The following is a 24644-nucleotide window of genomic DNA, read 5'->3' on the forward strand; positions in this document are numbered from 1 at the left end:
CAACTCGTCGTAAGGCAGTAGTTGCCGAACACTGACCGCATAGTGCATTCTCCCCTCCAGATGCCGCTGCCGAATCGGCTCTCAGGAGGTATTTACCTCGCGCCCCCCGACATCGACCCGATGCGTGCGTTCCGTCTCGCCTACGACGGTCGACCCTTTTATGGGTTTCAGCGCCAGCCCGATGTGCCGACCGTCGAGGGAACGCTGTTCGACGCGCTCCGGTCGCTGTCAGTTTTGTCCGACGACGCCGACCGCCCGGAGGGGTATGCCGCCGCGGGCCGCACCGACGCCGGCGTCTCGGCGATCGCCCAGACGGTCACCGTCGAGTGTCCCGACTGGCTGACGCCGCGGGCGCTCAACAGTGAACTCCCGGTCACGATCAGGGCGTGGGCCAGCGCCGACGTCGACTCCGAGTTCCACGCCACCCACGATGCGGTCCGCCGAGTATACACCTACTACCTCTATGCACCCCGGCAGGGGAGCCGGAGCCTCGACGGTCGACCGCCGGTCGACGACGAGCGCGCCGCGACGGCCCTCGGTCGGCTCTGTGGGTACAACGACTTTCACAACCTGACGCCCGACGACCACGGCACCCGGCGCGGGCTGTCGGGGCGGCTCGACCGCGACGGCGAGTGGTTGGTGATCGCGGTTGCCGCCGGAGGGTTCGCCCGCGAACTCGTTCGGCGGCTGGTATCCGTGATTCGGATCGTCGCCACCGGCGAGCGGCCGGTCGACTGGATCGACGAGCTGCTCGGCGCTGGCCCGGTCGACCCACGGCCGCCACCAGCGCCGCCGGAGCCGCTGGTACTCTCGGCGGTTCGGTATCCGGGCGTGGGCTTCGACCGCGACCCGGAGGCCGTCGACAGCGGCGCGGTTGCGTTCGGCGAGCGGGCAATCGAGGCGCTGGCTCGCGGACGTGTCTCCCGGGCCGTGGTCGACCGGCTCACAGAAAAATAGGGTGCGCTACGTGTTCACCGTCAGATCGATCTCGTTGGTCTGGGCACCCATGATGAGGTTGTAGGTCGGCGACCGGGCCGGGTAGGTCGATAGCTGTTTGATTTCTTCGGGCGAGAGATCCGGTGCCGTGACGGTCACGTCGAGTTGGATATCGCCGTACATCTCGTCGGCACGGTCGACGTCGTGAATGCCGAACAGCACGCGGAGGTCGACCGGGACGCTCACCATCGTTTCGACCTCGTCGAAGTCGATCCCCTCGCGGACAGCGTTGTAGCCGATCGTCCCGTTGATACACGCCGTGAGGGCTGCCAGTGCGACCTCGATCGACTCCTGTCGATCTTCGAGTTCGGTGTAGCCCATCGACTCTTCGATCTCCGGCGGCAGGCCGAACCGGAGGGTGTGCTCCCGATCCGCACCCATCCGTTCTCCGCCGAGTTCCCACTCGCTAATGGTCGCTGTGGTGCGATTTAGTACTTCCTCGCTCGTTCCAGTTGCGCTAAATGTGACCTCAGCGTCCTCCGGGTTCGAAGCCATCCAGTCGATGAATTCGAGATGGTTGCTGACGTCGACGCCGTGGCTGGTTTCGGGTGTGTGTTCTTCTGCTGCCATTGGGGGACACCTGCAAAAGGTAGTAAGCTCCCAGCGGGTCTAACCGTAGTTACGCTGTCTCGACCGATAACTGTCTGATCGACACACGATACGTCACGGAACTGGCTCCTACCCGTTTCGAGCCCACACGATACGTGTCAGATAGTACCACGGTTCCGGCTCGATACACTCCACGCGCGCAGTCGACAACCCGGCCAAACCGTCGGAGTAACAAGACTTACACCCACTCTCGGCCTTCCGTCTGGCATGAGTACGGTTCCCGAACGGTCGGAGCTGGCGGCAGAACACAAGTGGGCACTCGAAAGCATCTTCGAGTCCGATGAAGCGTGGCAAGACCACTTCGAGACGATCTCCGGGCGGATCGAGGAACTCACCGCCTACGAGGGTCGGGTCACGGAAAGTCCCGAAACCCTCTTGGAACTGCTGGAACTCCGCGAGGAGATCATGCGGGAAGTCGCCCAGCTGTCGGTCTACGCGAACCTCCGAGCCAGCGAGGATACCCGCAATCAGGAGTATCAGGCGCTCTCAGGGAAGGCCCAGGCGCTGTCTTCGGAGGCCTCCAGCGCAACCTCCTACATCGAGCCGGAACTCCAGGAATTAACCGAGGCCGACATCGAGGAGTTCGTCGACAGCGAGCCGAAACTTGCCGACTACGACCAGTTCTTCGACGACGTACTGCGAGCGAAGCCCCACACCCGCTCGGCGGAGGTCGAGGAACTGCTGGCCGAACTGGGCGAAGTCACGAGCTCGCCGAGCGACATCTACTCGATGTTGGCCAACGCCGACATGACGTTCCCGACCGTCGAGGATCCCGACGGTGAGGAGATCGAGATCAGCCAGGGGAATTTCACAAAGCTCCAGAAACACGAAAATCGAGCATTCCGTCAGCGGGTCCACGAGGCCTTTTACGACGAGTGGGAAGACGTCCGCAACGCCGTCGGCACTTCGCTCAAAAAGCAGGTCCGAAAGGACGTGAAGGTCGCCCGTGCACGCAACTACGAGACCGCCCGCGAGGCCGCCCTCGACGGGCCGAACGTCCCGGTTGCGGTGTACGACACCCTCGTCGACACCGTCCAGGACAACCTCGATCTCCTCCATCGTCACGCCGAACTCAAAGCCGACGCGCTGGGCGTCGACGACCTCCAAGCGTGGGATCTCTATATGTCGCTCACGGGCGAGGAGGGGCCGGACGTCGAGTACGAGCAGGCCAAAGAGTGGATCGTCGACGCGGTCGCCCCGTTAGGCGACGCCTACCAACAGCGGATGGCCGACGGACTGGAGAGTCGGTGGGTCGACGTCTACGAGAACCGTGGCAAACGGTCGGGTGCGTTCTCCTCGGTGACGTACGACACCCAGCCGTTTATCCTCATGAACTATCAGGACGACATCTCGTCGATGTTTACGCTGGCCCACGAGTTGGGCCACTCGATGCACTCGGAGTTGGCTCAGGAGGCCCAGCCGTGGCACGACGCGGGCTACGAGATCTTCGTCGCCGAGGTCGCCTCCACGGTTAACGAGACCCTACTGACCCACCACCTGCTGGAGACAGTCGACGACGACGAGCTTCGGCTCCACGTCCTCGACGAGTATCTCGAACGGTTCCGGTCGACCCTCTTTCGGCAGACCATGTTCGCGGAGTTCGAACAGCGGATCCACGAGCGCGCCGAGGCCGACGAGCCGCTGACGCCCGACGTCTTCGACGAGATCTACGGCGATCTCAAAGGAGCCTACTACGAGCCGGCCGCGGTCGACGACCATATCCAACGGGAGTGGCAGCGGATCCCCCACTTCTACTACAACTTTTACGTCTACCAGTATGCGACCGGGATCTCGGCGGCGGTGGCCATCGTCGAGGGAATCCTCAGCGACGGCGAGGCTGGCGGCGACGGGGCCGCAGCCTACCGCGAGATGCTCCGGGCAGGCGGTAGTGTCTACCCCATCGAAGCCCTCGAGATCGCTGGGATCGACATGACGACGGCCGAGCCGATCGAGTCGGCACTGTCGGTGTACGACGATTACCTCGGTCGGGTCGACGAACTCCGGTAGCTGGTCGACGAGCGTCGGTAGCCACCGCTTACTGCCGGTTGACGGCCGGTTGGCGCGCGCTCGTGGGTCGACACAAGGCTTGCCAGCGACCCAAAGGCACATTTATCTCCGGCACTTACGGCTGACAACAAATGTCACGTAGCCCGTCGCTTCCCGACCGTCCGCGGCTGGATCTCGATCCGGAGATGTCGACCGCCGAGCGGCTCGATGCGATCCGTAAACACTTCGTCCGACTCGTCGAGGTCAACGAGGAGCTCGACGAGCGGCTCGCCGAGGCCAGCGACCGCCGGAACGAACTGCAGGCGGAGGTATCCCAGCTCAAGGACCGCAACGAGGCACTGAAAACCTCGGCGCTCTACATCGCGAGCGTCGAGGAACTGACCGACGAGGGGAGCGTCATCATCAAACAGCACGGTAACAACCAGGAGGTGCTGACCGAGGTCTCCCCCGAGCTGTACGATGAGATCGAGACCGGCGACCGGGTTGCGATCAACGAATCGTTCGGCGTCCAGCTCGTGTTGGACGACGAGACCGACTCGCGGGCACAGGCGATGGAAGTCACCGAGTCCCCCGACGTGAGCTACGACGACATCGGCGGCATCGACGAGCAGGTCCGGGAGGTCCGGGAGGCCGTCGAGGACCCGATCGACAACCCCGCCCAGTTCGAGACCGTCGGCATCGAGCCGCCGTCGGGCGTGCTGCTCCACGGCCCGCCGGGCACCGGCAAGACGATGCTGGCGAAGGCCGTCGCCAACGAGAGCGATGCGACCTTTATCAAGATGACCGGCTCCGAACTCGTCCAGAAGTTCATCGGTGAGGGCGCGCGGCTGGTCCGCGACCTGTTTTCGCTTGCGGCCGAAGAGGAGCCGGCAGTTGTCTTCATCGACGAGATCGACGCCATCGCCTCGCGGCGGACCGACTCGAAGACCTCGGGCGACGCGGAGGTCCAGCGGACGATGATGCAGCTGCTCTCGGAGATGGACGGTTTCGATGACCGCGGGGAGATCCGCATCATGGCCGCCACGAACCGCTACGACATGCTCGACGAGGCGATTCTGCGTCCGGGGCGGTTCGACCGCCTCATCGAGGTGCCGAAACCCGGCCCCGAGGGACGGGAAAAGATCCTCGAGATCCACAGCCGCGAGATCAACGTCGACCCGTCGATCGACTTCACCGAACTGGCCGAAGAACTCGACGACTACAGCGGGGCGGACATCGAGAGCCTCGTCACCGAGGCCGGGATGTTCGCGATTCGCAACGACCGGACGACCGTCACCCGCGAGGACATCGACCACGCCCGCGAGAAACTCGACCGTGGCGAGACCGACAACGGCGTCGTCCGCTACCAATACTGAGGCCGATCCGTAACCGATTACCGGTCGCGCCGTCCTCTCTCTGTAATGAGTACGATTCACGTCGCGGGCGGGGTCGGCGTCGCGCCGACGGCGATGGCGGCCTACGACGCCGCGCTCGCCGACGCGAACCTCCACAACTACAATCTGATTACTGTTTCCTCGGTGATTCCGGCCGACGCGACCCTCGAGATCGTCGACACGGCACCCGACCTCGGCCCGGCGGGCAACAAACTGACCGTCGTCGAAGGGAAGACCGTCGCTGGCCCGGATTCGTCGGCCACCGAGATCACTACCGGCATCGGCTGGGCGACCGGCCCCGGCCCGGGACTGTTCTACGAGGCCTCGGGGACCGATCCCGAGGCGGTCGAAGCCGAGATCCGACGCGGGCTCGCGGCGGGCTGTGAACTCCGCGACTGGGAGTTCACCGACCGCGACGTCCTGTTGTCGACCGTCGAGCCGGCGGCGAGCGGTCACACCGCCGCGGTGGTACTGGCGGCTTACGGCGAGAGCGAACCGATCCTCTAGCGGCGCTGTAGTGGCTCAGACGTCTGTTTGGACGGGCGACGGCTTTTTACGACCGCCTCACCAATGGATGGTAACGATCATATGAATGGAAACTACACCGGGGCCGGTGGGCCGGCCGCCGGCACGGGGGAGCCGGCGAACGCCGAGGAGCTATCGGGCGGCCAGCGGGACGCGCTCAGACACGCGGTCGCGGGCATCGTCGACGAGACCCAGTCGTATCTCCCCGAAGGATACCAGGTCGGCTCCGAGCTGAACGCCGGCACCGGCGCGGCCGCGACGGTCGCGGTCGACCCGCCGGCCGGTCACCCCGTCACGGCGGGCTACTCGCCGGATCCCGAGGAGCTCGAATCCGGGCTCGACCCCGAGACCCAACGCGAGGTCGCACAGGGACTCGCCGCCAGTGCCGTCCTGCAGGTCATGGACGCCGTCGGCGACGGCATCACACCGACCGGGCGATAGCGGTTCTGTACGGCGGACTCGATCCGATATTTCAGTCGGCAACCGTGTAGCTCTGCGCTTCGCGAGCCGGCGTCTCACACGTCGCGTGTGCGATAGCGTACACCCCATAGGCGACGAAACTGGCAGCGACGGCCGCGCCGAGCGAGATGCCGACGAACCGCGGGATCGGGAAGACGACGACGCTGCCGACACCAGCCAGCAGCGCCAGCGGGATCGCCACCAGGAGGTAGTCGAACCGCGAACGGTTCGGCTCGGGCGTCCCGTCGACTGGCTGTCGGGGCTCGGGCGTCCGCCGGCTCATCTAATTAGATATAATGTGCGGTGCATCGCACTTATATCTGTATACCTGACACACCAGTCGACGGTCTTCGAGGAACAGTCGTCAGTCGACGATCGGAACCGAGACTGTCGGCTATCGAGTGGGAGTGGACCGAGAAGACGGCTTGTGTCGCCGAGCAATAGGTGAAACGTGTGTATTAGTCGGTACAGCCGACCCCGCAGCCGAGCGGTGGGTCCGACTCGCCGGGCGTCGCTTGGAGTCGCGTCAGCACGTAGATCCCGTAGCCGACGAGACTCGCGGCGAGCGCGGCACCGATCGCGATCCCGACGAACGGCGGGACCGGCAGCAGGTGTGCACTGACGACCCCTGCCAGCAGTACCAGCGGAATCGCCGCCAGCAGGCGGTCGAACGTGGTCAACTGTCGACCGACGGACGCAATCCCGAACTGTGGTTGCGTACTCATACACTGATTCACCTCATTGTAACATTGGGTTGCAACCCACTTATTTGCTATGTTCGGACATTTCTCGCGATACACACACTGAACGTTTGATTCGAAAGCGAGAAACTGCCGTTTGTTGCGGATACTGGCTGTATCGTGGAACTTATTTACCCCAGAAGGGGTCACGCTTCCGGCGCTTGTTGAGATACCCCGACAGCGCTTCGAGCTCGTCGGCCGGGATCTCGTCGGACAGCTCCTGTTCGAGGATCTTGGCATGTTTCTCGGGGAGGTCGACCCACAGCTCGTCACCCTCCTCGATGCCACGGCCGACAGTCGGTCCATCGATCGCGATGCTCACACGCTCGCCGGCCCGTGCCTCCGAGACGTCCTCGCCTTGGGCCTGAATCCCCGAGAGTTCGCCCACCCGGTCGGGTTCGTTGTTCTCGAACTTGGCGACGGTGGTGTTGTTCTTGATGGTGCCGGACATGATCTCGACGCCGACGACGGCGGGGTCGGACTGCCGGAAGGTGTGGTCCTGCAGGATCCGGAACCGGGCCGGGCGAATGATCTTGTCGAGGATGGTTTCCTGCTGGGAGCGTTTCATCTCCTCGACGTACTCGTCGTACTCCTCGACCAGTTGGTAGATCACGTCGTCGTCGAACAGTCGGACGTCGGCCTGTTCGAGTTCGCGCTCGGCGTTCGGCAGGACGTCGACGTTGAACCCGAGGATCACCTTGTGTTCGGCCTCCCGTGCAGTGCCGGCGACCGCCACATCGCGGGGAGCGATGTCGCCGACCTCCGCCCGGAGGATCGGGATCTCGGCCTCCTGGAGGGCGTTGGCCATCGCTTCGAGGCTGCCGAGGGTGTCGGCCTTGACGACGACGCCCTCCTCTTCGGTGTCGACCTCGATCTCGGCGAGTTCCGCCTTCACTTCCTCGATCACCGCGTCCTCCTCGCGGTCCCGCACCACGCGGACGGGCGCGCCGGCGATCGCCGCATCGAGGTCGGGGGCGGCGATCTTGACACCCGCCGCCGCACCGACGCTGTCGACCTGTTCGAACTGCTTTTCGACCCGGATCTCGGCGTTTGGCTGTGGCTGGAGCAGCGCCCGGACCTCGGTGACGATCGGCTCGTTGCTCGCGCCGACGACGATCGTATCCCCCTCGCGAATGATCCCGTCGTAGACGACCACGTCGAGGGTCGCGCCGAACCCCTGTTCGTCCTTGACTTCGAGGACCGTTCCCTCGCCGGGGCCCTCGACGTCGATCTCCATCTCGGCTTTCATAAAGCGCTGGGAGAGCCCCATCAGGACCGCCAGCACGTCGGGGACGCCCTCGCCAGTGAGTGCCGAGCAGGGGACGACGCCGATGTTGTTCTGGAAGTTCTGGACCCGCCAGTAGAAGTCCGCCGAGAAGTCCCGGTCCGACAGTTGGCCGATCAACTCGTAGAGGTTCTCGTCGAGCCGGCTTCTGGCGGCGTCGCTTTGGCCGTCGTAGCTGGGTTTGATCGGCGAGTCCTCGGTGGGGTTCCAGCCGGGGGTGGTGTCGACCTTGTTGGCAGCGACGACAAAGGGGGTGCCGGTGCGCTGGAGGATGTCGATGGCCTCCTCGGTCTGGGGTTGGAAGCCGTCGTTGACGTCGACGACGAGGATGGCGATGTCGGCGAGCGCGCCGCCGCGGGCCCGAAGCGTCGAAAACGAGTGGTGGCCGGGCGTGTCGATAAACAGGAGTCCGGGAAGATCGAAATCCGTGGGGTCGACGAGGCTGCCGGCCATCTCGGAGATGGTGTCGAGGGGGACCGCCGTCGCGCCGATGTGTTGGGTGATCGCGCCGGCTTCGCCCTCACTGACCGCCGAGCCGCGGATCTTGTCCAGCAGACTGGTCTTGCCGTGGTCGACGTGGCCGAGGACGGCGACGATGGGGGTTCGCAGTGAGTTGGTGTGGTCGGACATGGGAGAACTCCAGAAGGTCGCTTTACAGGGATTCAGTGTGGCGTCGGTGTTAAGTGTTTCAACTTCCCGTCCGCGGTGGATCCCTGTCGCAGCCGGCGGTATCAGTCCCGCGGATGGAACCGGCGGATCGCCCCCTCGACGGCCGCCCGTTCGCCGAGGAAGGTGATGTGGTCGCCGCGGGCCAGCACCTCGTCGGCTGCGGGGACGTGGGTGTCCTCGCCGCGGCCGATGACGGCGATAATACAGCCGTCGGGGATCTCGGCGTTGACCTCCCGAACCGTTTGGCCGTCGAGATCGGCGGCCGTGAGTTCGGTCTGTTGGACGTCGTGTCCCTCGCCCAACTGGGTCATCCAGTGGGCCAACTCGGGGCGCTCGATCTCGTTGTCGATCGACCACGCGGTCGCCTCTGCGGCGTCGATGGCGGTCACCTCGAGGGCCTCGAACGTGCCGACGTTTTCGGGCTCGTTGACCCGCGAGAGGACGTCTTCGATGCCGAACTTGGTGCGAGCCAGTTGGGCGATCAGCAGATTGGTATCGTCGTCGCCGGTGGCCGCAACGATCCGCTCGGCGCGGTCGGCCCCGGCGGTTTCGAGGACGGCCGTCTCGGTGCCGTCGCCCTGATGGGCGGTGTAGCCGTCGGCCTGTAGCTCGTCGACGATGTCCTCGCGGCTGTCGATGATGACGACGTTTTCGTTGCGGTTCTGGAGTCGTTCGGCGAGCATGCGGCCGACGCGGCCGCCGCCGATGATGATCGTAGGCATGGGTATCACGTCGAGTCGGTGGGCGATCTGGCGGGCCAGTCCCGCCTGCAGCAGGACGGTGACGAAGATCACCAGAAACACGGTCCCGGCCAGCACTTGCGCCTCGTCGAACTGGCCGACAGCCTGGAGTTCGATGGCAAACAGGGTGGCAATACTGGCGGGGATGATCCCCCGAGGCCCGACCAGCGTCAGAAACAGCTTCTCGTTGCGGGTGAACTGCAGGTCCCGCGCCGAGAGGGCGACCGCGATCGGCCGGACGACCAGCGTGACGAAGACGACGACCCCCACGCCGCCGAGTCCCAGCCCCAACAGCGCCTCGAAGTCGATCAGCGCCGCCAGCGAGATGAACACGATCGCCAACACCACGAGCGTCAGATCGCGGTTGAGCGCGTGGATCGACTCCCGGTGGGGGAGGTCGACGTTGCCCATCACGATCCCCGCGGCGGCGACGGCGGCGACGCCCGTCTCCGGGAACACCGCCTCCGAGAGCCCGTAGGCCAAGATGATCGCCGCCAGTACCACCAGCCGGGCGACCTGCGGCGCGTCACCGGCCGGAATATCGGCCCGTACAAGCAGTTCACGCGCCAGCAGCGCGATGCCGATGCCGACGCCGACGCCGACCGACAGCCGGACGAGGAACCCCCCGGGGAGTGCGGCGGGAACCGACTCGACGATCAGCGACTCGAAGACGACGATCGCGAGGATGGCGGCGGTCACGTCGTTGAAGATCCCCTCGGCCTCGAACGTCGTCGCCACGTGCTCGCGGACGGTAATCACCTCCAAGATCGGCGTGATAACCGTCGGGCCGGTGGCGATCAACAGCGCGCCGACCAACAGCGAGACGCCCCAGTCGGTGCCGAGAAAGAGCCGGACCGCAACGGCGGTCCCGGCGAACATGAACAGCGCGCCGACGGTCGTCAGCCCGACGATCGCCTTGGGGGCCAACCCGAGTTTCTCCCGGCGCAGTTGGAAGGCCCCGTCGAAGACGATGATCGCCACACTGAGGCCGACGATCGTCGAGAGGCCGTCACCGAAGGTATCGGGGGTGACGATCCCGATCCCTGCGGGTCCGAGGCCGACACCGATCAGGATGAGAAACAGGACGCTCGGGATTTTCAGCTGTTTGGCGACAACCTGCGCCCCGATGCCGAGAGCCAAAATAAGCGCGGTCACCGTAAGGACGCTTGAAGACACGACGACCGACCGGAGGGGTGGAATACATATAATGACTCGGTCGACGCTCGGCGGCGACAGACGGACGTCGGACGCTCCCCGTGGCGTTTATATAATTCCACCTGATTAGCGAACGTATGGTAGACATACTGGCCGAAAACCTCTCCGGGAAAGCGGTGATGGGGGCCGACGGCACCGAACTCGGGGATCTGTACAACATCACGATGGAGATGAAGACGGGCGGACTCCGGAGCCTGCTTGTCGTCCCGAACGAGGGGATTTCGGCCCACTCGGTCGGCTTCGACACCGACGAGGCCGGGCGGCTGAAGATCCCGATCAGCACCGTTCAGGCCGTCAAAGACTACATCGTCGTCTCCCGGTAACGAATGCAGATCCTCGATACGTCGGCGTTTATTCACGAGTATCACACCGACGAGTCAACGGCTTCGGTACCGCAGGTCCACGAGGAACTGGAGGGCGAACACGCCTTCCGGTTCGACGCCGAGGAGGGCGCGGGGATGCACATCCACATCCCCGCCGACGGTACCGTCGAGAAGGTCCAACGGGCGGCCGTCGAGACTGGTGACGCCGACGAACTCTCCGAGACCGACCGGCTGTTGATCGCCGCGGCCTTCGAACTCGACGGGACGCTGGTGACCGACGACTACGCCATGCAGAACGTCGCCGAACACCTGACGGTCGACGTCCAAGTGATCGCCCGCGACGGCATCACCGAAAAACGGGAGTGGCAGTTCCAGTGTAGCGGCTGTGGCCGTACCTTCGACGACGACCACGACCGGTGTCCGATCTGCGGCAGCGATCTCACCCGAAAGAATCCCGCCTGATTCTCAACCGAAGTAACCGATCTCACCCAAATACAGCAGCGCGAACAGCGTTCCGTTGTAACCGCCGTGGATCACCGCCGGCACCACGATGTTGTCGGTGTAGGCATAACAGGCCCCGAGCAACACCCCCAGCAACCCCGCCAGCAGTGCATACGAGAGTTGGGCCCCGAAGCCGCCGGTCACCGCGGGGATGTGAACCAGCCCGAACAGGACGGTCGCGGCGATGATCGCCGGCCACGTCCCCCACGACTGCTGTAACCGGCCCTGTACGGCTCCCCGAAACAGGAGTTCCTCGGCGGGGCCGACGAACACCAACGAGATCGGGATCATCAGCAGGAAGTAGGTCGGATCCCCCGCGCCGGCGAGGACGGCCTGATTGGCCCCCGGCGAGAAGCCGGCCCACTGGAGGAGTTCGTTGATCGCATACTGGAGCCCCAACAGGACGACGACGCCGCCGGCGATCAGCCCGACTCCCCGGCGGTCGGGGATCACGACCGGGATCAGCCCCTCGGCGTCGACGGTTCGGGCGTACCAGACGACGATGGCGGCCATTGTCAGAAACTGGAGTCCCGTCTGGAGAAGCCGACCGGACGTGTTCGTCGACGAGCCGACCAGCGAGGCGATGACGGGGTCGAGCGCGCTGATAGCGACGACCGCGCCGATGTAGGCTCCGAAGACGACGAGGATTGCCTCGCCGATGTGTTGGAGTCGATCTCCGGACCCGTTGGCTGCAGACTGGTCCATCTCTACGCACCGATTGAACCGGTTGGGTGTTAGGCACACCGGTCGACAGTGGGGCCGACAGGGCGCCGACTCGATACCGGGCTTACTCGATGGTGAACTCGCGTTTGTCGGCGACCGCCTCGGCCTCTGCGAACTCGCCGCCGCCGAGCAGCCCACGGGCGGCCTTCTTCCCCCACTCGACGGCCGGCTGGGTAAACGTCGACACGCCGGCGAGTTCGCCGTACATCACCGTGGCGGCCTCCATCGCATACAGGAGTTCGCCGATCCCCTCGGCGTCGACGCGGTCGACTTCGATCCGGACGTTGGGGCGGTCTTCGGCCGCGAGGCTGGCCTCGGTGGCCTCGAACTCGGCGTCCAGTAGGTCGCCGAGTCCCGCACCGCCGAGATACGACAGCCCCTCCAGATCGGTCTCCGGGATGCCGATATCCTCGCGTTCGCGCGGCCGGACGAGCGTGACGAGTTTGTCCCGGGGACCGGCCCGATAGAGCTGGAGTTGGGAGTGTTGGTCGGTCGCCCCGAGCGCGCGAGCCGGGGTCTGACCGAGGCCCTCCTTGCCTAAGCTCTCGGCCCACAGTTGGGCGAACCACTCGGCGAAGTACTCCAGTGACTCGGCGTAGGGCATCATCGCGTTGGTCAGCGCGCCCCGTTCGGCGAGCGCGTAGCACACCGCGCCGTAGGCGTAGGCGGGGGAGTCGTGAAGCGACCCCGAGAGACTCGCCATCTCGCTTCGGGCACCGTCGACGACACGCTCGATGTCGAGGCCCTGCAGTGCGCCGCAGGCCAGGCCCACCGTAGAGAGCGCCGAGAAGCGACCCGGTACGCCGTCGGGCACCTTCAGGGAGGGCAGGTCGTGTTTGTCGGCGAGATTTCGGAGGTTGCCCTCGTCGCCGGTCGTCACGAAGGTTTGGTCGGTCCAGTCGACGCCAGCGTCGGCCATCGCCTCGCGGACGACGAGGAAGTTGGCCAGCGTCTCGGCGGTCGTCCCCGACCGTGAGACGACGTTGACGACCGTCTCGTCGAGCGGCAGGTCGTCGAGTAGTTCGGCGGTCTCCTCGGGGTCGACGTTGTCAAGGAAGTGGGCCTCCACGTCGGTCTGATCGGCCAGCGCCGCCGAGATGGTCGCCGCGCCCAGCGCACTGCCGCCGATACCGACCGTCAGGATCGCCGCCGGGGTACCGAAGGGTTCGACCGCCGATCTGATTTCCTGGGTGTCGACCGTCTCGGGGAGATTGAGGGCGGCATAGCCGTGTTCTTCGGCCGCCATACCCTGTTCGATGCGATCGTGGGCGACCGCGACCCGCTCGTCGAGTCGCTCCAGTGTCGCCTCGGTGATCGGACTGGCGTCCAACACGTTGCCGATATCCAGATACATACCATCACCCGCGGCCGGAAGGGGTAAAATCGTTGCCGTCCGTCCGAACGGTCGACTGTCTCGGGTGCGGGCAACGGGACCGATCCCGCGAGTTTTAATCCGGTCGACCACCTACGGTCGGCAATGGCAGACGGCTACCGCGGGCTGTTTGGCGCGTTCCCCTACGCCTTTCGACACGGCGACTCGCTGCTGTTCAGAGCGTACGTGCTCGTCGGGGCGCTCGGGGCGGTCTTCGTCGGCGGACTGTTCACGCTGAGTCTGGTGGTGTGGATCGGCGAAACAGCGTCGACGCCGGGTGGCTCGCTGACCCTTTCGCGGACGTTCATCGCCGTGATGGGGCTGTTCGCCGCGGGGCCGCTGCTCGCGCCGGTGCTGTTGGTCGCCCGGAAACACCGCAAGGGGCTGTCCTACCACCCTCGTTACGACACGATCATGGCGCTGCTCGGGGTCGGCTTCCTGCTGTCGATCTATCTGGCCGCGATCATCTCGATGCCCGAGAGCTTTCAACAACAGCCCACGGGACTCTTCGCGCCGGTGGTGAGCCTGCTGTACAGCCTCCCACAGTTGGCCGGGCTCGTCCCGCCGGTCGCCATGATGGTCGTGATGGCCGTCGGCCACTACCGGCTGTCGCGGTGAGCCGACGGACCTCTCGTTACCCCGTCTCCGCGTCCGTGTCGACGCCCCTATCGTAGAACCAACCGACGACGATCGTCCCGACCAGCACCGCCAAGCCCCCGACCCGAACGGGGTATAACACCGGGTGTAGCGGCGCGACCAGACGGTAGGGGCCGATTCGCAGGAGAGCGATCGCCATGAGTACCCCGACCGCGGCGACTAGCGCAATCCAGGTCAGTATCCCCGTTGACCGGAGACCACCCGGTCCGTCGACGGCGTGGGAAAGTACCCCGACTGCGGTGAGAGCGACCACCAGATCGGCGGCAGCCTCGATTCCGGCGACGATGACGAACCCGCCGCCCCAGCGGACGTCGCCGAGCAGTCCGAACAGCGCCGGCAGCCAGAACCGGAACAGCGAGAGGACCACCCCGAGAATCGCGACGCCAACGAGACGATTGGAAAACGACCGTGTCATACGGGTCGAATGCGAGAGCCCACGGGTAGGTGTTGTGGTGACTACAATCCGGCGATACACCACTATCGAGCCGGATGGTTAGCCGCACGGCGGGCGGCCGTGACGAAACGCCGATATCCCCGCACGTCGACCATCCACGCATGACCGACGACTCCAAGGAGAGCACGTTTCTCGTCACCCACGCCGACGCCGAGTCGGCCGTGCTGAAGGACGTCCACGACGGGCAGGTACACACGCTGGCTTCGAACCCCGGCGTCGAGGTCGACGATGCCATCGAGGGTGAACTGTCGCCGGAGCCGCCGCTGGAGGTCTCGTGGCAACTCGTCGAGATCGCCGAGCGATGGGCGCTATCGATTGAAGAAAGCGAGGAGCCGCCGACCGTCCAGGAACGCGAGTTGGCAGCCGCCCAGCCGGTCGGCGAGCTGACGCGGGAGCCGCGGGCCGGGATCGGCGAGATCCACGTGTTGACCGTCCCGGAGGAGGGGACGGCCGACGCCGTCGACAGCGTCGTCGAGGATCGTGAGGGGACCCTTTCGCGGGCCGCCCGGCTCGGCGTCAATCGGGTCGAGGTGCGCTCGGAATCCGGCGTTGTAAGTATTCGGTACCTACCGTAGCCGGCTCGGTCAGGCTCTCGGGGCGCTCGCGGCGTAGTCAGTGCCTAATTCACTGTCTTCGACATGAGAAGGCTTATTCGAGGCTGAGTTAGACCGATCCGTATGGTTGCAATCACGGTACCGGAGGTCGACTACACCGAGTACACGAACCGCCAGTTGGTGGCGGTTCCGCTGGCGCTGCTGGCAGTGGCGCTGCTGGTGGTCGTCGGCTGGTACGTGGTGACTGGGGCCCCGGCGAATCTGGGGCTGGAGTTCACGGGTGGCACAGAGCTACGACTCGACGTCGACGGCGAGAACCCACGGGAACAGATCGACGGGGCGTTCAGCACCGAGCCCGCAACGGTCCAGCAGGTCGCTGCCGACGGCACCTTCGTCGTGACGTTTCAGGAGGGATCGGTAACGACCAGTCAACTCGAGGCGGAGGCGACCGACGCCGGCTTCGACATTCGGACGATCGACTCGGTCTCCCCGAGCTTCGGGACCGACACCGGACTGCTGGCCCTCGGTGGGGTCGTCGCCGCCTTTGTCGGTATGAGCGTGCTGATCTTCGTGATGTTCCGGTCGTTCGTTCCGTCGCTCGCGGTCGTCATCTCGGCGTTCTCCGACGTGATGATCCCGCTTGCGATGATGAATCTGCTGGGAATCGATCTCTCGCTGGGGACGATCGCCGCACTGTTGATGTTGATCGGTTATAGCGTCGACTCGGATATCCTGTTGAACAACAGTATCCTCCGGCGGTCGGGGAGCTTCTACGAGTCGACGAGCCGGGCGATGCGGACCGGGGTGACGATGACACTGACCTCGATCTCGGCGATGGCGGTGATGACCGTCCTGGCGTGGCTGTTCGGTATTCAGATCATGACCGCTATCGGCCTCATTCTGGTGATCGGGCTACTGGCCGACCTGATGAACACCTACCTGCTCAACGTGAGTCTGCTTCGCTGGCACGTCTACGAGGGGGTCAGACGATGATCGACTGGCTCAAATCCAACTGGCGGGTGACGATGCTCGTCGTCTTCGTCCTGCTGGCGGCGTTCGCGCTGTTCTCGCCGACCATCGGGGCCGACGACGAGACCCTCGGCGAGGAATCCCAACAGGTACAGACGATCACCAACCTCCGGTACGGCCTCGATCTGGCCGGCGGGACGCGGATCCGCGCGCCCCTGATCGGCAACACCGCCGAGGACGTCGACTTCGGCGACGACAGCGAGGCACAGGTCGCCGCGGCGGTCGCCGGGGAACTCTCCGATACCGACACGACCGACGTGATCGCCAGACAGGAAACGCCCGACCGTTCGGCGACCGTCGAGGTCGTCAACCCCGATATCGACCGCGACCAGTTCCGCGCCGCGATGGACGCCGCCGGCTACGAGTACGCCGAGGTCCGGGACGGCGTCACCGAGCCTACCCGCGAGGAGGCCATCGAGGTCCTCTCCGGAAAGGTCAATCAGGCCGGGCTCTCCGGGAGTACCGTCCAGCAGGTCTCCAGTGGCACCGGCGAGTTCTTCATTCTCATCGAGGTGCCCGGACAGGACCGCCAAGATGTTGTCGAACTGATCGAGGACCGCGGGAACGTCCGGGTCGACCTCTACCACGACAACGACGGTGACGGCGAGTACGACACCGAGCGGGCGGTGCTGACCCGCGAGGACTTCCAGAGCATCAGTACCGCGACCCAGAACGACCGCAGCGGCCCCCACGTCCCGGTGACCGTCCGGCAGAGCTCCGCCGAGCAGTTCCGGCAGGCGGCGGTCGACACCGGGCTCGCACAGGGTGGCTCGCGGTGTACCTACGAACAGAACCCCAACGGCACCGAGCCGTGTCTCCTGTTGGTCGTCGACGATCAGGTTGTCAACTCCTTCGGGATGGACCCCGGCCTCGGAGCCAGCATCGAGAGTGGCGACTGGGTGCGGGATTCGAGTTTCATCCTGACGACGACCTCCTTCGAGGAAGCCCAGCGCGTGGCGATCAACCTGCGTGCGGGTGCACTCCCGGCCCAACTCGACCTTCAGGGCGGCACCGACTCCTACATCTCGCCGACACAGGGTGAGAGCTTCCGAACGGACGCCCTGCTCATCGGGATCCTCTCGGTACTGGCGGTCGCCGGCGTCGTCTTCCTGCGCTACCGCGAGCCGAAGGTCGCCGCGCCGATGATCCTGACGGCCTTCTCGGAGGTCCTCATCCTGCTGGGCTTTGCGGCCTATCTGGGCTATCCGCTGGATCTCGCGGTGATCGCCGGCTTCATCGCCGTGATCGGGACCGGCGTCGACGACCTGATCATCATCGCCGACGAGGTGATGTCCGAGGGCGACGTCTCCAGCCGAACGGTCTTCGACTCGCGGTTCAAGAAGGCCTTCTGGGTGATCGGCGTCGCGGCCGCGACGACCATCCTCGCCATGTCGCCGCTGGCGGTGTTGTCGCTCGGCGACCTCCGCGGGTTCGCCATCTTCACCATCCTCGGCGTGCTCGTCGGCGTGCTGATCACCCGGCCGGCCTACGGTGACATCCTCCGACACCTGCTGACCGACCGATAGATCCCGGCCCTGTTCGGTATTTTCGACACCAGTCGGATCGTCGACGCCCGGGCGGGCGATGGACGGGAGGGTGGTAGAATAGACGACGCAGTCGGTGGCTAGTCGGCGCTCGGCGGCTCGCTGTTTTCGAGAGCGGCGTCGGCTTCGGGGGTGAGTTCGTAGATGTTCTGTCTGGCGTCCGCGAAGTAGACGTCCTCGTCGACGACCCCGATGGCTTCGAGCCGTTCGAGCGCATAGCGCACCGTTCGAGCCGACAGCATCGACTCCTCGACGATCCCCTTCTGTGTCAGCGTCCCGTTGTATTCGAGCACCTTGAAAACCAGCTTGGCGCTCGGTGGCAGATCGTCGAGGCTTTCTTGGTCTGTTCCTGCCATTACGTCTACTCAACGGACACACTGACATAAAGTTTCACCAGTGTTGCACTGTCGGGCTGCGAGCACCGACAAACGAACCGCTTTTGATGGCCGACGCCAAAGCCCGCCTATGGCTACAGAATCGGCATCCGGATTCTCCGATCACCTCCGCGGCGTGACGATCACGACGCTGGCGTGTCTCGGCGGGATCCTCGCGGGGCTGGCCTCGGCTGTCGTCGTCGGCACGACACCCGAAGCGGCCGGTGACATTCAGGCCGTCCTCCTCATGGGGATCGCCGTCTTCGCCCAGTACCCGCTGCTCAAGCTCATCGGCGTCGACACCGGCGAGTTCGGCATCAAGGACAACCTCTACGTCGCGTTTATGACGTTCTGTCTCTGGTTTATCACCTACGCCATCCTGCTCACCTCGGCGGTGAGCTTCTAATGGCCGACGACAGCATCGCGGTCGTCGACCTCGACCGCTGTCAACCCGACCGGTGTAACTACGAGTGTGCGAACTTCTGTCCGCCGAACCGAACCGGCAAGGAGTGTATCACCCAGCGCGGCGAGGACGCCGACACCGGCGACCCCGACCAGATCCGCATCTCCGAGGAGATCTGTCTCGGCGAGACCTGTGGGATCTGCGTCGAGAAGTGTCCCTTCGACGCGATCGAGATCATCAACCTCCCACAGGAGCTCTCCGAGGAGCCGACCCACCGCTACAACGAGAACGCCTTCGCCCTCTACGGGCTGCCCGTCCCCGAACCCGGCAAGGTCACCGGTATTCTGGGCCCCAATGGGATCGGGAAGTCGACGGCCGTCCAAGGACTGGCCGGCGAGATGGTTCCGAACCTCGGCGACTACGCCGGCGACCCCGAGTGGGAGGCGGTCCTCGAACGCTACCGCGGCTCGGAACTCCAGAACTACCTCAACCGCCTGATCGACGGCGACGTTGCGATCGCCCGCAAACCCCAGTACGTCGACCAGATCCCCAAGCAGTTCGACGGCAAAACGCGGGAACTGCTCGAACAGACGGACGAGCGGGGCGAACTCGACTATTTGGTCGACCGCCTGAGCATCCGGCCGGTGATGGACCAGCCGATCGACTCGATCTCGGGCGGCGAACTCCAGCGGGTGGCGATCGCCGCCACGCTCGCACGGGACGCCGACTTCTACTTCCTCGACGAGATCACACCCTACCTCGACGTGGGCCAGCGGATGGTCGCCGCACGACTCATCCGCGAACTCGCCGAGGACGACGCCGATCGCTCGATGCTCGTGGTCGAACACGATCTGGCAATCTTGGACCTCTTGGCGGACTCGATCCACGTCGGCTACGGTGAACCCGGCGCTTTCGGTGTGATTACGCCGCCGAAGTCGGTTCGCAAGGGGATCAACGAGTATCTCGAAGGATACCTGACCAACGAGAACATGCGCATTCGGCCGGAAAAGATCACCTTCGAGGAACATGCCCCACGGGCGACGACGAAGGGAATGCCACTGGTCGAGTACCCTGACCTGAAGAAATCCTACGGCGAGGGTGAGTTCTCGCTGGACGTCGAGAGCGGGACGATCTACGAGGGCGAAGTCCTCGGGATCGTCGGTCCGAACGGGATCGGGAAGTCGACGCTCGCCAAGATGTTCGCGGGCTCGATCGACCCCGACGAGGGGAGCCTCGATTTCGAACTCGACATCTCCTACAAACCGCAGTACATCGAGATCGACCAGCCCATGCGGGTCGACAGCTTCCTCTCGTCGATCACCGACGAGTTCGGCACCTCCTACTGGAACACCGAGGTCGCCCAGCCGCTCCAGTTGGAGCGGATCATGGAACAGCAACTCACGGACCTGTCGGGTGGCGAACGGCAGCGGGTGGCCATCGCCGCGTGTCTCTCCGACGAGGCCGACCTCTACGTGCTCGACGAGCCGTCGGCCCACATGGACGTCGAACAGCGCGTGCAGGCGACGACGGCGATCCGACGGTACGCCGAGAACCACGACGCCACGGTGCTGGTGATCGACCACGACATCTATATGATCGACCTGCTGGCCGACCGGCTGATGGTCTTCGACGGCGAACCCGCCGAGCACGGCCACGCCGCGATGCCACAGGAGATGCGCGCGGGGATGAACGACTTCCTCGCGGATCTCGACATTACGTTCCGGCGCGACGAGCGGACCAGTCGACCGCGGATCAATAAACCGGGCAGCCAGAAGGACTCGACTCAAAAGCGGCAGGGCGAGTACTACTACGCGCCCTGAAGCGGTTTTTACACCCGGTTTATAAGTCAAGAAAAAGAAGTACAAGACTTAGACACCGATGAGAGCCGTTGGCGGCCGCGATTGGTCGACGCCGCGCCGATGTTGGCCGGTTGGTTACTGCGGCCGGCGCTGTGACGGCCGTGAGGACCTGTTGCCTTCGGCTTGCTCGGTTTCTTGGGCTCGGCTCACTGGAGGATAGCAGTCTCGCCCGGAGCCGTGAGACGGTCCAGGATCTTACGGACTTACCCGTCGTTTTTTTTATTTTTGGGTGATATATCTGAGTGTATGGGCGACTGGAAATACTCGGCCGACGAGTCCGCAACTGGCGCGCTAAAAAACAACGCCCACTGGATCCGTGTCAAAATCAAAAACACGATCCGCTATCTGGCGCTAGCGGCCGTTATCGTCGGGTTCTGGCATCTCTTCGCGCTGTTCGTCGGCCTGCCAGTCTGGCCGTTTTATGTTGAGACGCTTGCTGCCCAGTTTGACGTTGTGACCGGGTTCGCGCTGATACCATACCATCTCGGCGTAGCGATCGTCGGCGCGATTATTGTCTGGTTCATGCCATGAGTGCTATACCACATGAGGACTGGCGCATGAGTTACTCAGTCTCGCAGTCTTGCAGATATATCTGATCCAGTCGACACTACTGTTTCAGCGAACACTATGGTACTGTAGGGGATAAATTCACCAGACGAACGCAGGAGTGTACACGCACACTAGTTTTTATATAACCGAGTCACCTCGGTTCGAGCATGAGCAGCGAGAGCGTCGACTCCGAGAGTAAGGTCTCGGGAAATCAGGCGAATATCCCCGCATATATCCGCCGAGAACTCGATATCGACGACGGAGATCGGCTCCGCTGGCAGATCCAAGACGACGGGACGCTTCGTGTACAAGTCGTCCAGCAGCGTACCGGGACGTTCGGCGAGTTCGACGGCTACGACGGCGATCAACGGACGGACGCGACGAACGACCACGACGCGTGGGGCGTCGACAGCTAGATGCCGCGGGCACTCGTCGATACGACAGTCCTCTTTGCGGCGGCCTACCGCCGCGACAGCGCCCACGATGACGGCCTGTCGATCCTGCAGGGTATCGACACTGCCGACCTCCCGGAGGCAGTTGTTCTCGATTACGTCCTCGCGGAGACGCTGAACGGACTGACAACGCACGCTGGCCACGAGTCGGCTGTCGATTTCCTCGACCGCATCGAAGAAAACACGCGGTTCCACGTCGACTCGCTGACGACCGACGCAGTCGCGACGGGGAAAGCTCTCTTTCGACAGTACGAGCAGTTCTCGTTCGTCGACGCCTGTATTGTCGCCTATATGCAAACGGAGGGGCTCGGCTATCTCTATGCGTTCGATGACGACTTCGATGCTGCCACCGACGTCTATCGGCTGGACAGTGTCACGAATCCGTACCACCCGAAGTGACACTGCCGTGGAACCCCCGTGACGAGCGTGGGATCCTCACCGCACCACGTCGACCCGCAGGGCTTTAGCCGAAGACCGACCCAGAGCAGGTATGTCTCAGGGAATCGTCGACGAATTCCTGTCGATCAAAGCCGACAGCGACGCGGATCTCTTGGCGATGCAGTGTGGCGATTTCTACGAGTTCTTCGCCGACGACGCCGAAACCGTGAGCGACGAACTCGATCTGACCGTCTCCCAGAAGTCCTCCCATGGCTCGTCGTACCCGATGGCGGGCATCCCGCTCTCGGAACTCACCCCCTATCTGAAGGCGCTCGTCGACCGCGGCTACCGGGTCGCCGTCGCCGACCAGTTCGAGGACGACAGCGGCGGCCATTATCGGGAGATCACCCGCCTCGTCACGCCGGGCACGCTGATCGAGACCACCGACGCCGAGGCGCAGTATCTCGCCGCCGCCGTCCGCGAGGATGGCGCAGCTGACGACGCTGGCCCCTACGGACTCGCCTTCGCCGACATCACCACGGGCCAGTTCCACGTCACCGAAGTCGACACCGCCGACGAGGCCCACGCCGAACTCTACCGGTTCGACCCCGTCGAAGTGCTGCCCGGCCCCGAGGTCCGAACCGACGACGGCTTCGCCCGCCAGTTGCGGGAGCGCAGCGACGCCTCGCTGTCGCTGTTCGACACCGACGCCTTCGCCCCCGGCCGAAGCACCCACACGGTACGGGAGCAGTTCGGCCGCGAAACCGTCGACAGCATCGGCCTCGACTCCGATCTCGCGGTGCGCGCGGCGGGGGCGGTCCTCGCGTACGTCGAGGAGACGGGCGTCGGCGTCACACAGTCGATGACCCGGCTGCAGGTCTACACCGCCGCCGACCACCTGACACTGGACGCCACCACCCAGCGCAATCTCGAACTCGTCGAGACGATGCACGGGGACAGAGACGGCTCGCTCGTCGACACCATCGACCACACCGAGACCAGCCCCGGCGGTCGACTCCTGCGGGAGTGGCTCACCCGGCCCCAACAGGACGAGACCGAACTCCGGCGGCGGCTCGACTGCGTGGAGGCACTCGCTGCGGCGGCGCTCCCACGGGAGCGGCTCCGGGAGACGTTGGACGGCGGCTACGATCTCGAACGACTGGCCAGCCGGGCCGCAAGCGGCAGTGCCAACGCCCGCGATCTGCTGTCGGTTCGGGACACTCTCGACCGTCTGCCTGCTGTGGCCGACGAGATCGCCGCGGGCCCGCTGGCCGACTCGCCGCTCTCGACCGTCGTCGACCGGCCCGACAGGGAGGCCGCCGCCGACCTCCGCGAGACGCTTGCGGAGGCGTTGGCCGACGATCCACCGAAAACTGTCACCCAAGGCGGCCTGTTCAAATACGGGTTCGACGACGAACTCGACGCCCTCATCGAACGCCACCGCGAGGTCGAGGAGTGGCTCGACGGGCTGGCCGACCGGCTCAAACAGCAGCACGGCCTCAATCATGTAACCGTCGACCGGAACAAGACTGACGGCTACTATATACAGGTAGGGAAATCACAGGCCGACGAGGTGCCCGACTCCTTCCAGCACATCAAGACGCTCAAGAACTCGAAACGGTTCGTCACCGACGAGCTGGCCGAAAAAGAGCGTGAAATCCTCCGGCTCGAAGAGACCCGCGGGGAACTAGAATACGAACGATTCCAGCAGCTCCGCGAAGAGGTGGCCGAGCAGTCGGCACTCCTGCAGGACGTGGGGCGGGCGCTCGCGGAGGTCGACGTGCTGTGCTCGCTGGCGACCCATGCCGCCGCCAACGACTGGTGTCGTCCCGAGCTCTCGGCCGACGGCCGCCTCGATATCGAGGCCGGCCGGCATCCGGTCGTCGAGCAGGCCACCGAGTTCGTCCCCAACGATCTGCGGCTCGACGACGACCGCGGCTTTCTGATCGTCACCGGCCCGAACATGAGCGGGAAGTCGACCTACATGCGGCAGGCCGCGCTCATTACCCTCTTGGCGCAGGTCGGCAGCTTCGTCCCGGCGCGGGCGGCGACAGTGCGGCTCGTCGACGGGATCTACACGCGGGTGGGGGCGCTGGACGAACTCGCGCAGGGCCGCTCTACCTTCATGGTCGAGATGCAGGAGCTCTCGAACATCCTCCACTCGGCGACCGAGGACTCCCTCGTAATTCTCGACGAGGTCGGCCGCGGGACCGCCACCTACGACGGGATCTCCATCGCGTGGGCCGCGACCGAGTACATCCACAACCGGATCGGCTGTCACTGCCTGTTTGCGACCCACTACCACGAACTCACCTCGCTGGCCTCCCATCTGGAACGCGTCGACAACGTCCACGTCGCAGCCGATGAACGCGACGGCGAGATCACCTTCCTGCGGACGGTCCAAGACGGCGCAACCGACCGCTCATATGGGATTCACGTCGCCGATCTGGCGGGCGTCCCGCTGCCGGTCGTCGACCGAGCCCGGACCGTCCTCGAAAAACTCCGCGAGGAGAAGGCGATCGAGGCCAAGGGCTCCGGCGACGACGAGCCGACACAGGCGGTGTTCGATCTCAGCGCCGGGGAGTTTCGGACCCACGAGACGAACGGACGTGAACATCACGCGACCGCGAACGCCACCGAGACGACAGCCTCCGGGACCTCCGATGCCGGCCGCGAGGGTGGAGACGGGGCGACGGCGACTCGCCAGTCGGTCGACCCAGCCGCCGAAGCTGTTCTCGAAGCAGTCGCCTCGACCGACATCAGCGAAACCCCGCCGGTCGAGTTGATGGCCAAAGTCCAGCAGTGGCAGGAACAACTCGACAGTAACTGATCCGTAGCCGGCGGCTACCCATCC

At 64.7% G+C, this 24644-nt stretch carries 26 protein-coding genes; 17 read left to right on the plus strand and 9 right to left on the minus strand.

The genetic code is table 11. The features are described 5' to 3' along the window. Positions 1 to 120 precede the first annotated feature (120 nt). A complete protein-coding gene (truA, locus tag NKJ34_RS02080; RefSeq protein ID WP_253736596.1) occupies positions 121 to 957 on the plus strand; it encodes a tRNA pseudouridine(38-40) synthase TruA in 837 nt (278 codons plus the stop codon). A 6-nt stretch (positions 958 to 963) separates the two neighbouring features. On the opposite strand, the gene NKJ34_RS02085 is transcribed toward truA, so the two are convergent. Then, a complete protein-coding gene (locus NKJ34_RS02085; RefSeq protein ID WP_253736597.1) occupies positions 964 to 1566 on the minus strand; it encodes an OsmC family protein in 603 nt (200 codons plus the stop codon). Positions 1567 to 1812: 246 nt separating this feature from the next. Between NKJ34_RS02085 and pepF the strand changes: the two genes are divergently transcribed. From pepF to NKJ34_RS02105, 4 genes are all read left to right on the plus strand, one after another. After that, complete coding sequence (gene pepF, locus NKJ34_RS02090) at positions 1813 to 3612, plus strand: oligoendopeptidase F (protein ID WP_253736598.1); 1800 nt, start codon at positions 1813 to 1815, stop codon at positions 3610 to 3612. 131 nt (positions 3613 to 3743) lie between these two features. Continuing rightward, the gene (gene pan2 / locus NKJ34_RS02095) at positions 3744 to 4967 is read left to right on the plus strand and encodes a proteasome-activating nucleotidase Pan2 (protein WP_253736599.1); all 1224 of its coding nucleotides are present in this window, start codon (positions 3744 to 3746) and stop codon (positions 4965 to 4967) included. A 45-nt stretch (positions 4968 to 5012) separates the two neighbouring features. Then, complete coding sequence (locus NKJ34_RS02100) at positions 5013 to 5492, plus strand: pyruvoyl-dependent arginine decarboxylase (RefSeq protein WP_253736600.1); 480 nt, start codon at positions 5013 to 5015, stop codon at positions 5490 to 5492. Between the two features lie 81 nt (positions 5493 to 5573). Further along, positions 5574 to 5951: a DUF5811 family protein gene (locus NKJ34_RS02105; RefSeq protein ID WP_253736601.1), complete on the plus strand. Its 378-nt coding sequence runs from the start codon at positions 5574 to 5576 to the stop codon at positions 5949 to 5951. Positions 5952 to 5982: 31 nt separating this feature from the next. Here the strand turns inward: NKJ34_RS02105 and NKJ34_RS02110 are convergent, their stop codons facing one another. The 4 genes from NKJ34_RS02110 to NKJ34_RS02125 form a co-directional block, all read right to left on the minus strand. Further along, positions 5983 to 6252 carry a DUF8015 family protein gene (locus tag NKJ34_RS02110; RefSeq protein WP_253736602.1) on the minus strand — a complete coding sequence of 90 codons (270 nt, stop codon included), beginning with the start codon at positions 6250 to 6252 and terminating at the stop codon, positions 5983 to 5985. 175 nt (positions 6253 to 6427) lie between these two features. Further along, positions 6428 to 6694, minus strand: coding sequence for a DUF8015 family protein (locus NKJ34_RS02115; protein WP_253736603.1), 267 nt, complete (start codon positions 6692 to 6694; stop codon positions 6428 to 6430). Between the two features lie 142 nt (positions 6695 to 6836). Beyond that, complete coding sequence (gene infB, locus NKJ34_RS02120) at positions 6837 to 8624, minus strand: translation initiation factor IF-2 (RefSeq protein WP_253736604.1); 1788 nt, start codon at positions 8622 to 8624, stop codon at positions 6837 to 6839. Between the two features lie 101 nt (positions 8625 to 8725). Next, positions 8726 to 10579, minus strand: coding sequence for a cation:proton antiporter domain-containing protein (locus NKJ34_RS02125; protein WP_425491743.1), 1854 nt, complete (start codon positions 10577 to 10579; stop codon positions 8726 to 8728). 116 nt (positions 10580 to 10695) lie between these two features. On the opposite strand from NKJ34_RS02125, the gene NKJ34_RS02130 reads away from it, so the two are divergent. Further along, positions 10696 to 10941, plus strand: a complete 246-nt coding sequence (locus NKJ34_RS02130) for a PRC-barrel domain-containing protein (protein ID WP_253736605.1) — start codon at positions 10696 to 10698, stop codon at positions 10939 to 10941. 3 nt (positions 10942 to 10944) lie between these two features. Continuing rightward, the gene (locus NKJ34_RS02135; RefSeq protein ID WP_253736606.1) at positions 10945 to 11403 is read left to right on the plus strand and encodes an NOB1 family endonuclease; all 459 of its coding nucleotides are present in this window, start codon (positions 10945 to 10947) and stop codon (positions 11401 to 11403) included. 3 nt (positions 11404 to 11406) lie between these two features. Here the strand turns inward: NKJ34_RS02135 and NKJ34_RS02140 are convergent, their stop codons facing one another. Together NKJ34_RS02140 and NKJ34_RS02145 are read right to left on the minus strand one after the other, a co-directional pair. Then, complete coding sequence (locus NKJ34_RS02140) at positions 11407 to 12147, minus strand: CPBP family intramembrane glutamic endopeptidase (protein ID WP_253736607.1); 741 nt, start codon at positions 12145 to 12147, stop codon at positions 11407 to 11409. Between the two features lie 82 nt (positions 12148 to 12229). Beyond that, positions 12230 to 13519 carry a glucose-6-phosphate isomerase gene (locus tag NKJ34_RS02145; protein WP_253736608.1) on the minus strand — a complete coding sequence of 430 codons (1290 nt, stop codon included), beginning with the start codon at positions 13517 to 13519 and terminating at the stop codon, positions 12230 to 12232. 123 nt (positions 13520 to 13642) lie between these two features. On the opposite strand from NKJ34_RS02145, the gene NKJ34_RS02150 reads away from it, so the two are divergent. Continuing rightward, positions 13643 to 14155 (plus strand): DUF8056 family protein, encoded by a 513-nt coding sequence (locus tag NKJ34_RS02150; RefSeq protein WP_253736609.1) that lies wholly within the window; start codon positions 13643 to 13645, stop codon positions 14153 to 14155. Between the two features lie 16 nt (positions 14156 to 14171). On the opposite strand, the gene NKJ34_RS02155 is transcribed toward NKJ34_RS02150, so the two are convergent. Continuing rightward, positions 14172 to 14609: a hypothetical protein gene (locus NKJ34_RS02155; protein WP_253736610.1), complete on the minus strand. Its 438-nt coding sequence runs from the start codon at positions 14607 to 14609 to the stop codon at positions 14172 to 14174. Between the two features lie 140 nt (positions 14610 to 14749). Between NKJ34_RS02155 and NKJ34_RS02160 the strand changes: the two genes are divergently transcribed. The 3 genes from NKJ34_RS02160 (at position 14750) to NKJ34_RS02170 (ending at position 17757) form a co-directional block, all read left to right on the plus strand. Then, entirely contained in the window at positions 14750 to 15223 is a 474-nt protein-coding gene (locus tag NKJ34_RS02160; RefSeq protein WP_253736611.1) for a DUF5812 family protein, read from the plus strand. 102 nt (positions 15224 to 15325) lie between these two features. Further along, positions 15326 to 16195, plus strand: a complete 870-nt coding sequence (gene secF, locus NKJ34_RS02165; protein ID WP_253736612.1) for a protein translocase subunit SecF — start codon at positions 15326 to 15328, stop codon at positions 16193 to 16195. After that, on the plus strand, positions 16192 to 17757 hold the full coding sequence (locus NKJ34_RS02170; protein WP_256488535.1) for a preprotein translocase subunit SecD: 1566 nt from the start codon (positions 16192 to 16194) through the stop codon (positions 17755 to 17757). The genes secF and NKJ34_RS02170 overlap by 4 nt, the downstream gene beginning before the upstream one ends. A gap of 98 nt (positions 17758 to 17855) precedes the next feature. Here the strand turns inward: NKJ34_RS02170 and NKJ34_RS02175 are convergent, their stop codons facing one another. Further along, entirely contained in the window at positions 17856 to 18131 is a 276-nt protein-coding gene (locus tag NKJ34_RS02175; protein WP_253736613.1) for a MarR family winged helix-turn-helix transcriptional regulator, read from the minus strand. A gap of 109 nt (positions 18132 to 18240) precedes the next feature. Here NKJ34_RS02175 and NKJ34_RS02180 point away from each other — a divergent pair, with 109 nt between their 5' ends. The 6 genes from NKJ34_RS02180 (at position 18241) to mutS (ending at position 24620) form a co-directional block, all read left to right on the plus strand. Next, complete coding sequence (locus NKJ34_RS02180) at positions 18241 to 18555, plus strand: EMC6-like membrane protein (protein ID WP_253736614.1); 315 nt, start codon at positions 18241 to 18243, stop codon at positions 18553 to 18555. Next, positions 18555 to 20372 carry a ribosome biogenesis/translation initiation ATPase RLI gene (locus tag NKJ34_RS02185; protein ID WP_253736615.1) on the plus strand — a complete coding sequence of 606 codons (1818 nt, stop codon included), beginning with the start codon at positions 18555 to 18557 and terminating at the stop codon, positions 20370 to 20372. The genes NKJ34_RS02180 and NKJ34_RS02185 overlap by 1 nt, the downstream gene beginning before the upstream one ends. 285 nt (positions 20373 to 20657) lie before the next feature. After that, a complete protein-coding gene (locus NKJ34_RS02190; RefSeq protein WP_253736616.1) occupies positions 20658 to 20942 on the plus strand; it encodes a hypothetical protein in 285 nt (94 codons plus the stop codon). 185 nt (positions 20943 to 21127) lie between these two features. Then, on the plus strand, positions 21128 to 21376 hold the full coding sequence (locus NKJ34_RS02195) for an AbrB/MazE/SpoVT family DNA-binding domain-containing protein (RefSeq protein WP_253736617.1): 249 nt from the start codon (positions 21128 to 21130) through the stop codon (positions 21374 to 21376). Next, positions 21377 to 21811: a PIN domain-containing protein gene (locus NKJ34_RS02200; protein WP_253736618.1), complete on the plus strand. Its 435-nt coding sequence runs from the start codon at positions 21377 to 21379 to the stop codon at positions 21809 to 21811. Positions 21812 to 21902: 91 nt separating this feature from the next. Then, on the plus strand, positions 21903 to 24620 hold the full coding sequence (gene mutS / locus NKJ34_RS02205) for a DNA mismatch repair protein MutS (protein WP_253736619.1): 2718 nt from the start codon (positions 21903 to 21905) through the stop codon (positions 24618 to 24620). Positions 24621 to 24644: the final 24 nt, after the last annotated feature.

It is taken from the genome of Halohasta salina, assembly GCF_024178165.1.
GTDB classification, from domain to species: Archaea; Halobacteriota; Halobacteria; order Halobacteriales; family Haloferacaceae; genus Halohasta; species Halohasta salina.

Excerpts from the sequence above, each read along its gene's own strand:
- truA (WP_253736596.1), top strand. The coding sequence starts at position 121 with ATGCGTGCGTTCCGTCTCGCCTACGACGGTCGACCCTTTTATGGGTTT.
- NKJ34_RS02085 (WP_253736597.1), bottom strand. The coding sequence starts at position 1,566 with ATGGCAGCAGAAGAACACACACCCGAAACCAGCCACGGCGTCGACGTC.
- pepF (WP_253736598.1), top strand. The coding sequence starts at position 1,813 with ATGAGTACGGTTCCCGAACGGTCGGAGCTGGCGGCAGAACACAAGTGG.
- pan2 (WP_253736599.1), top strand. The coding sequence starts at position 3,744 with ATGTCACGTAGCCCGTCGCTTCCCGACCGTCCGCGGCTGGATCTCGAT.
- NKJ34_RS02100 (WP_253736600.1), top strand. The coding sequence starts at position 5,013 with ATGAGTACGATTCACGTCGCGGGCGGGGTCGGCGTCGCGCCGACGGCG.
- NKJ34_RS02105 (WP_253736601.1), top strand. The coding sequence starts at position 5,574 with ATGAATGGAAACTACACCGGGGCCGGTGGGCCGGCCGCCGGCACGGGG.
- NKJ34_RS02110 (WP_253736602.1), bottom strand. The coding sequence starts at position 6,252 with ATGAGCCGGCGGACGCCCGAGCCCCGACAGCCAGTCGACGGGACGCCC.
- NKJ34_RS02115 (WP_253736603.1), bottom strand. The coding sequence starts at position 6,694 with ATGAGTACGCAACCACAGTTCGGGATTGCGTCCGTCGGTCGACAGTTG.
- infB (WP_253736604.1), bottom strand. The coding sequence starts at position 8,624 with ATGTCCGACCACACCAACTCACTGCGAACCCCCATCGTCGCCGTCCTC.
- NKJ34_RS02130 (WP_253736605.1), top strand. The coding sequence starts at position 10,696 with ATGGTAGACATACTGGCCGAAAACCTCTCCGGGAAAGCGGTGATGGGG.
- NKJ34_RS02135 (WP_253736606.1), top strand. The coding sequence starts at position 10,945 with ATGCAGATCCTCGATACGTCGGCGTTTATTCACGAGTATCACACCGAC.
- NKJ34_RS02140 (WP_253736607.1), bottom strand. The coding sequence starts at position 12,147 with ATGGACCAGTCTGCAGCCAACGGGTCCGGAGATCGACTCCAACACATC.
- NKJ34_RS02145 (WP_253736608.1), bottom strand. The coding sequence starts at position 13,519 with ATGTATCTGGATATCGGCAACGTGTTGGACGCCAGTCCGATCACCGAG.
- NKJ34_RS02150 (WP_253736609.1), top strand. The coding sequence starts at position 13,643 with ATGGCAGACGGCTACCGCGGGCTGTTTGGCGCGTTCCCCTACGCCTTT.
- NKJ34_RS02155 (WP_253736610.1), bottom strand. The coding sequence starts at position 14,609 with ATGACACGGTCGTTTTCCAATCGTCTCGTTGGCGTCGCGATTCTCGGG.
- NKJ34_RS02160 (WP_253736611.1), top strand. The coding sequence starts at position 14,750 with ATGACCGACGACTCCAAGGAGAGCACGTTTCTCGTCACCCACGCCGAC.
- secF (WP_253736612.1), top strand. The coding sequence starts at position 15,326 with ATGGTTGCAATCACGGTACCGGAGGTCGACTACACCGAGTACACGAAC.
- NKJ34_RS02170 (WP_256488535.1), top strand. The coding sequence starts at position 16,192 with ATGATCGACTGGCTCAAATCCAACTGGCGGGTGACGATGCTCGTCGTC.
- NKJ34_RS02175 (WP_253736613.1), bottom strand. The coding sequence starts at position 18,131 with ATGGCAGGAACAGACCAAGAAAGCCTCGACGATCTGCCACCGAGCGCC.
- NKJ34_RS02180 (WP_253736614.1), top strand. The coding sequence starts at position 18,241 with ATGGCTACAGAATCGGCATCCGGATTCTCCGATCACCTCCGCGGCGTG.
- NKJ34_RS02185 (WP_253736615.1), top strand. The coding sequence starts at position 18,555 with ATGGCCGACGACAGCATCGCGGTCGTCGACCTCGACCGCTGTCAACCC.
- NKJ34_RS02190 (WP_253736616.1), top strand. The coding sequence starts at position 20,658 with ATGGGCGACTGGAAATACTCGGCCGACGAGTCCGCAACTGGCGCGCTA.
- NKJ34_RS02195 (WP_253736617.1), top strand. The coding sequence starts at position 21,128 with ATGAGCAGCGAGAGCGTCGACTCCGAGAGTAAGGTCTCGGGAAATCAG.
- NKJ34_RS02200 (WP_253736618.1), top strand. The coding sequence starts at position 21,377 with ATGCCGCGGGCACTCGTCGATACGACAGTCCTCTTTGCGGCGGCCTAC.
- mutS (WP_253736619.1), top strand. The coding sequence starts at position 21,903 with ATGTCTCAGGGAATCGTCGACGAATTCCTGTCGATCAAAGCCGACAGC.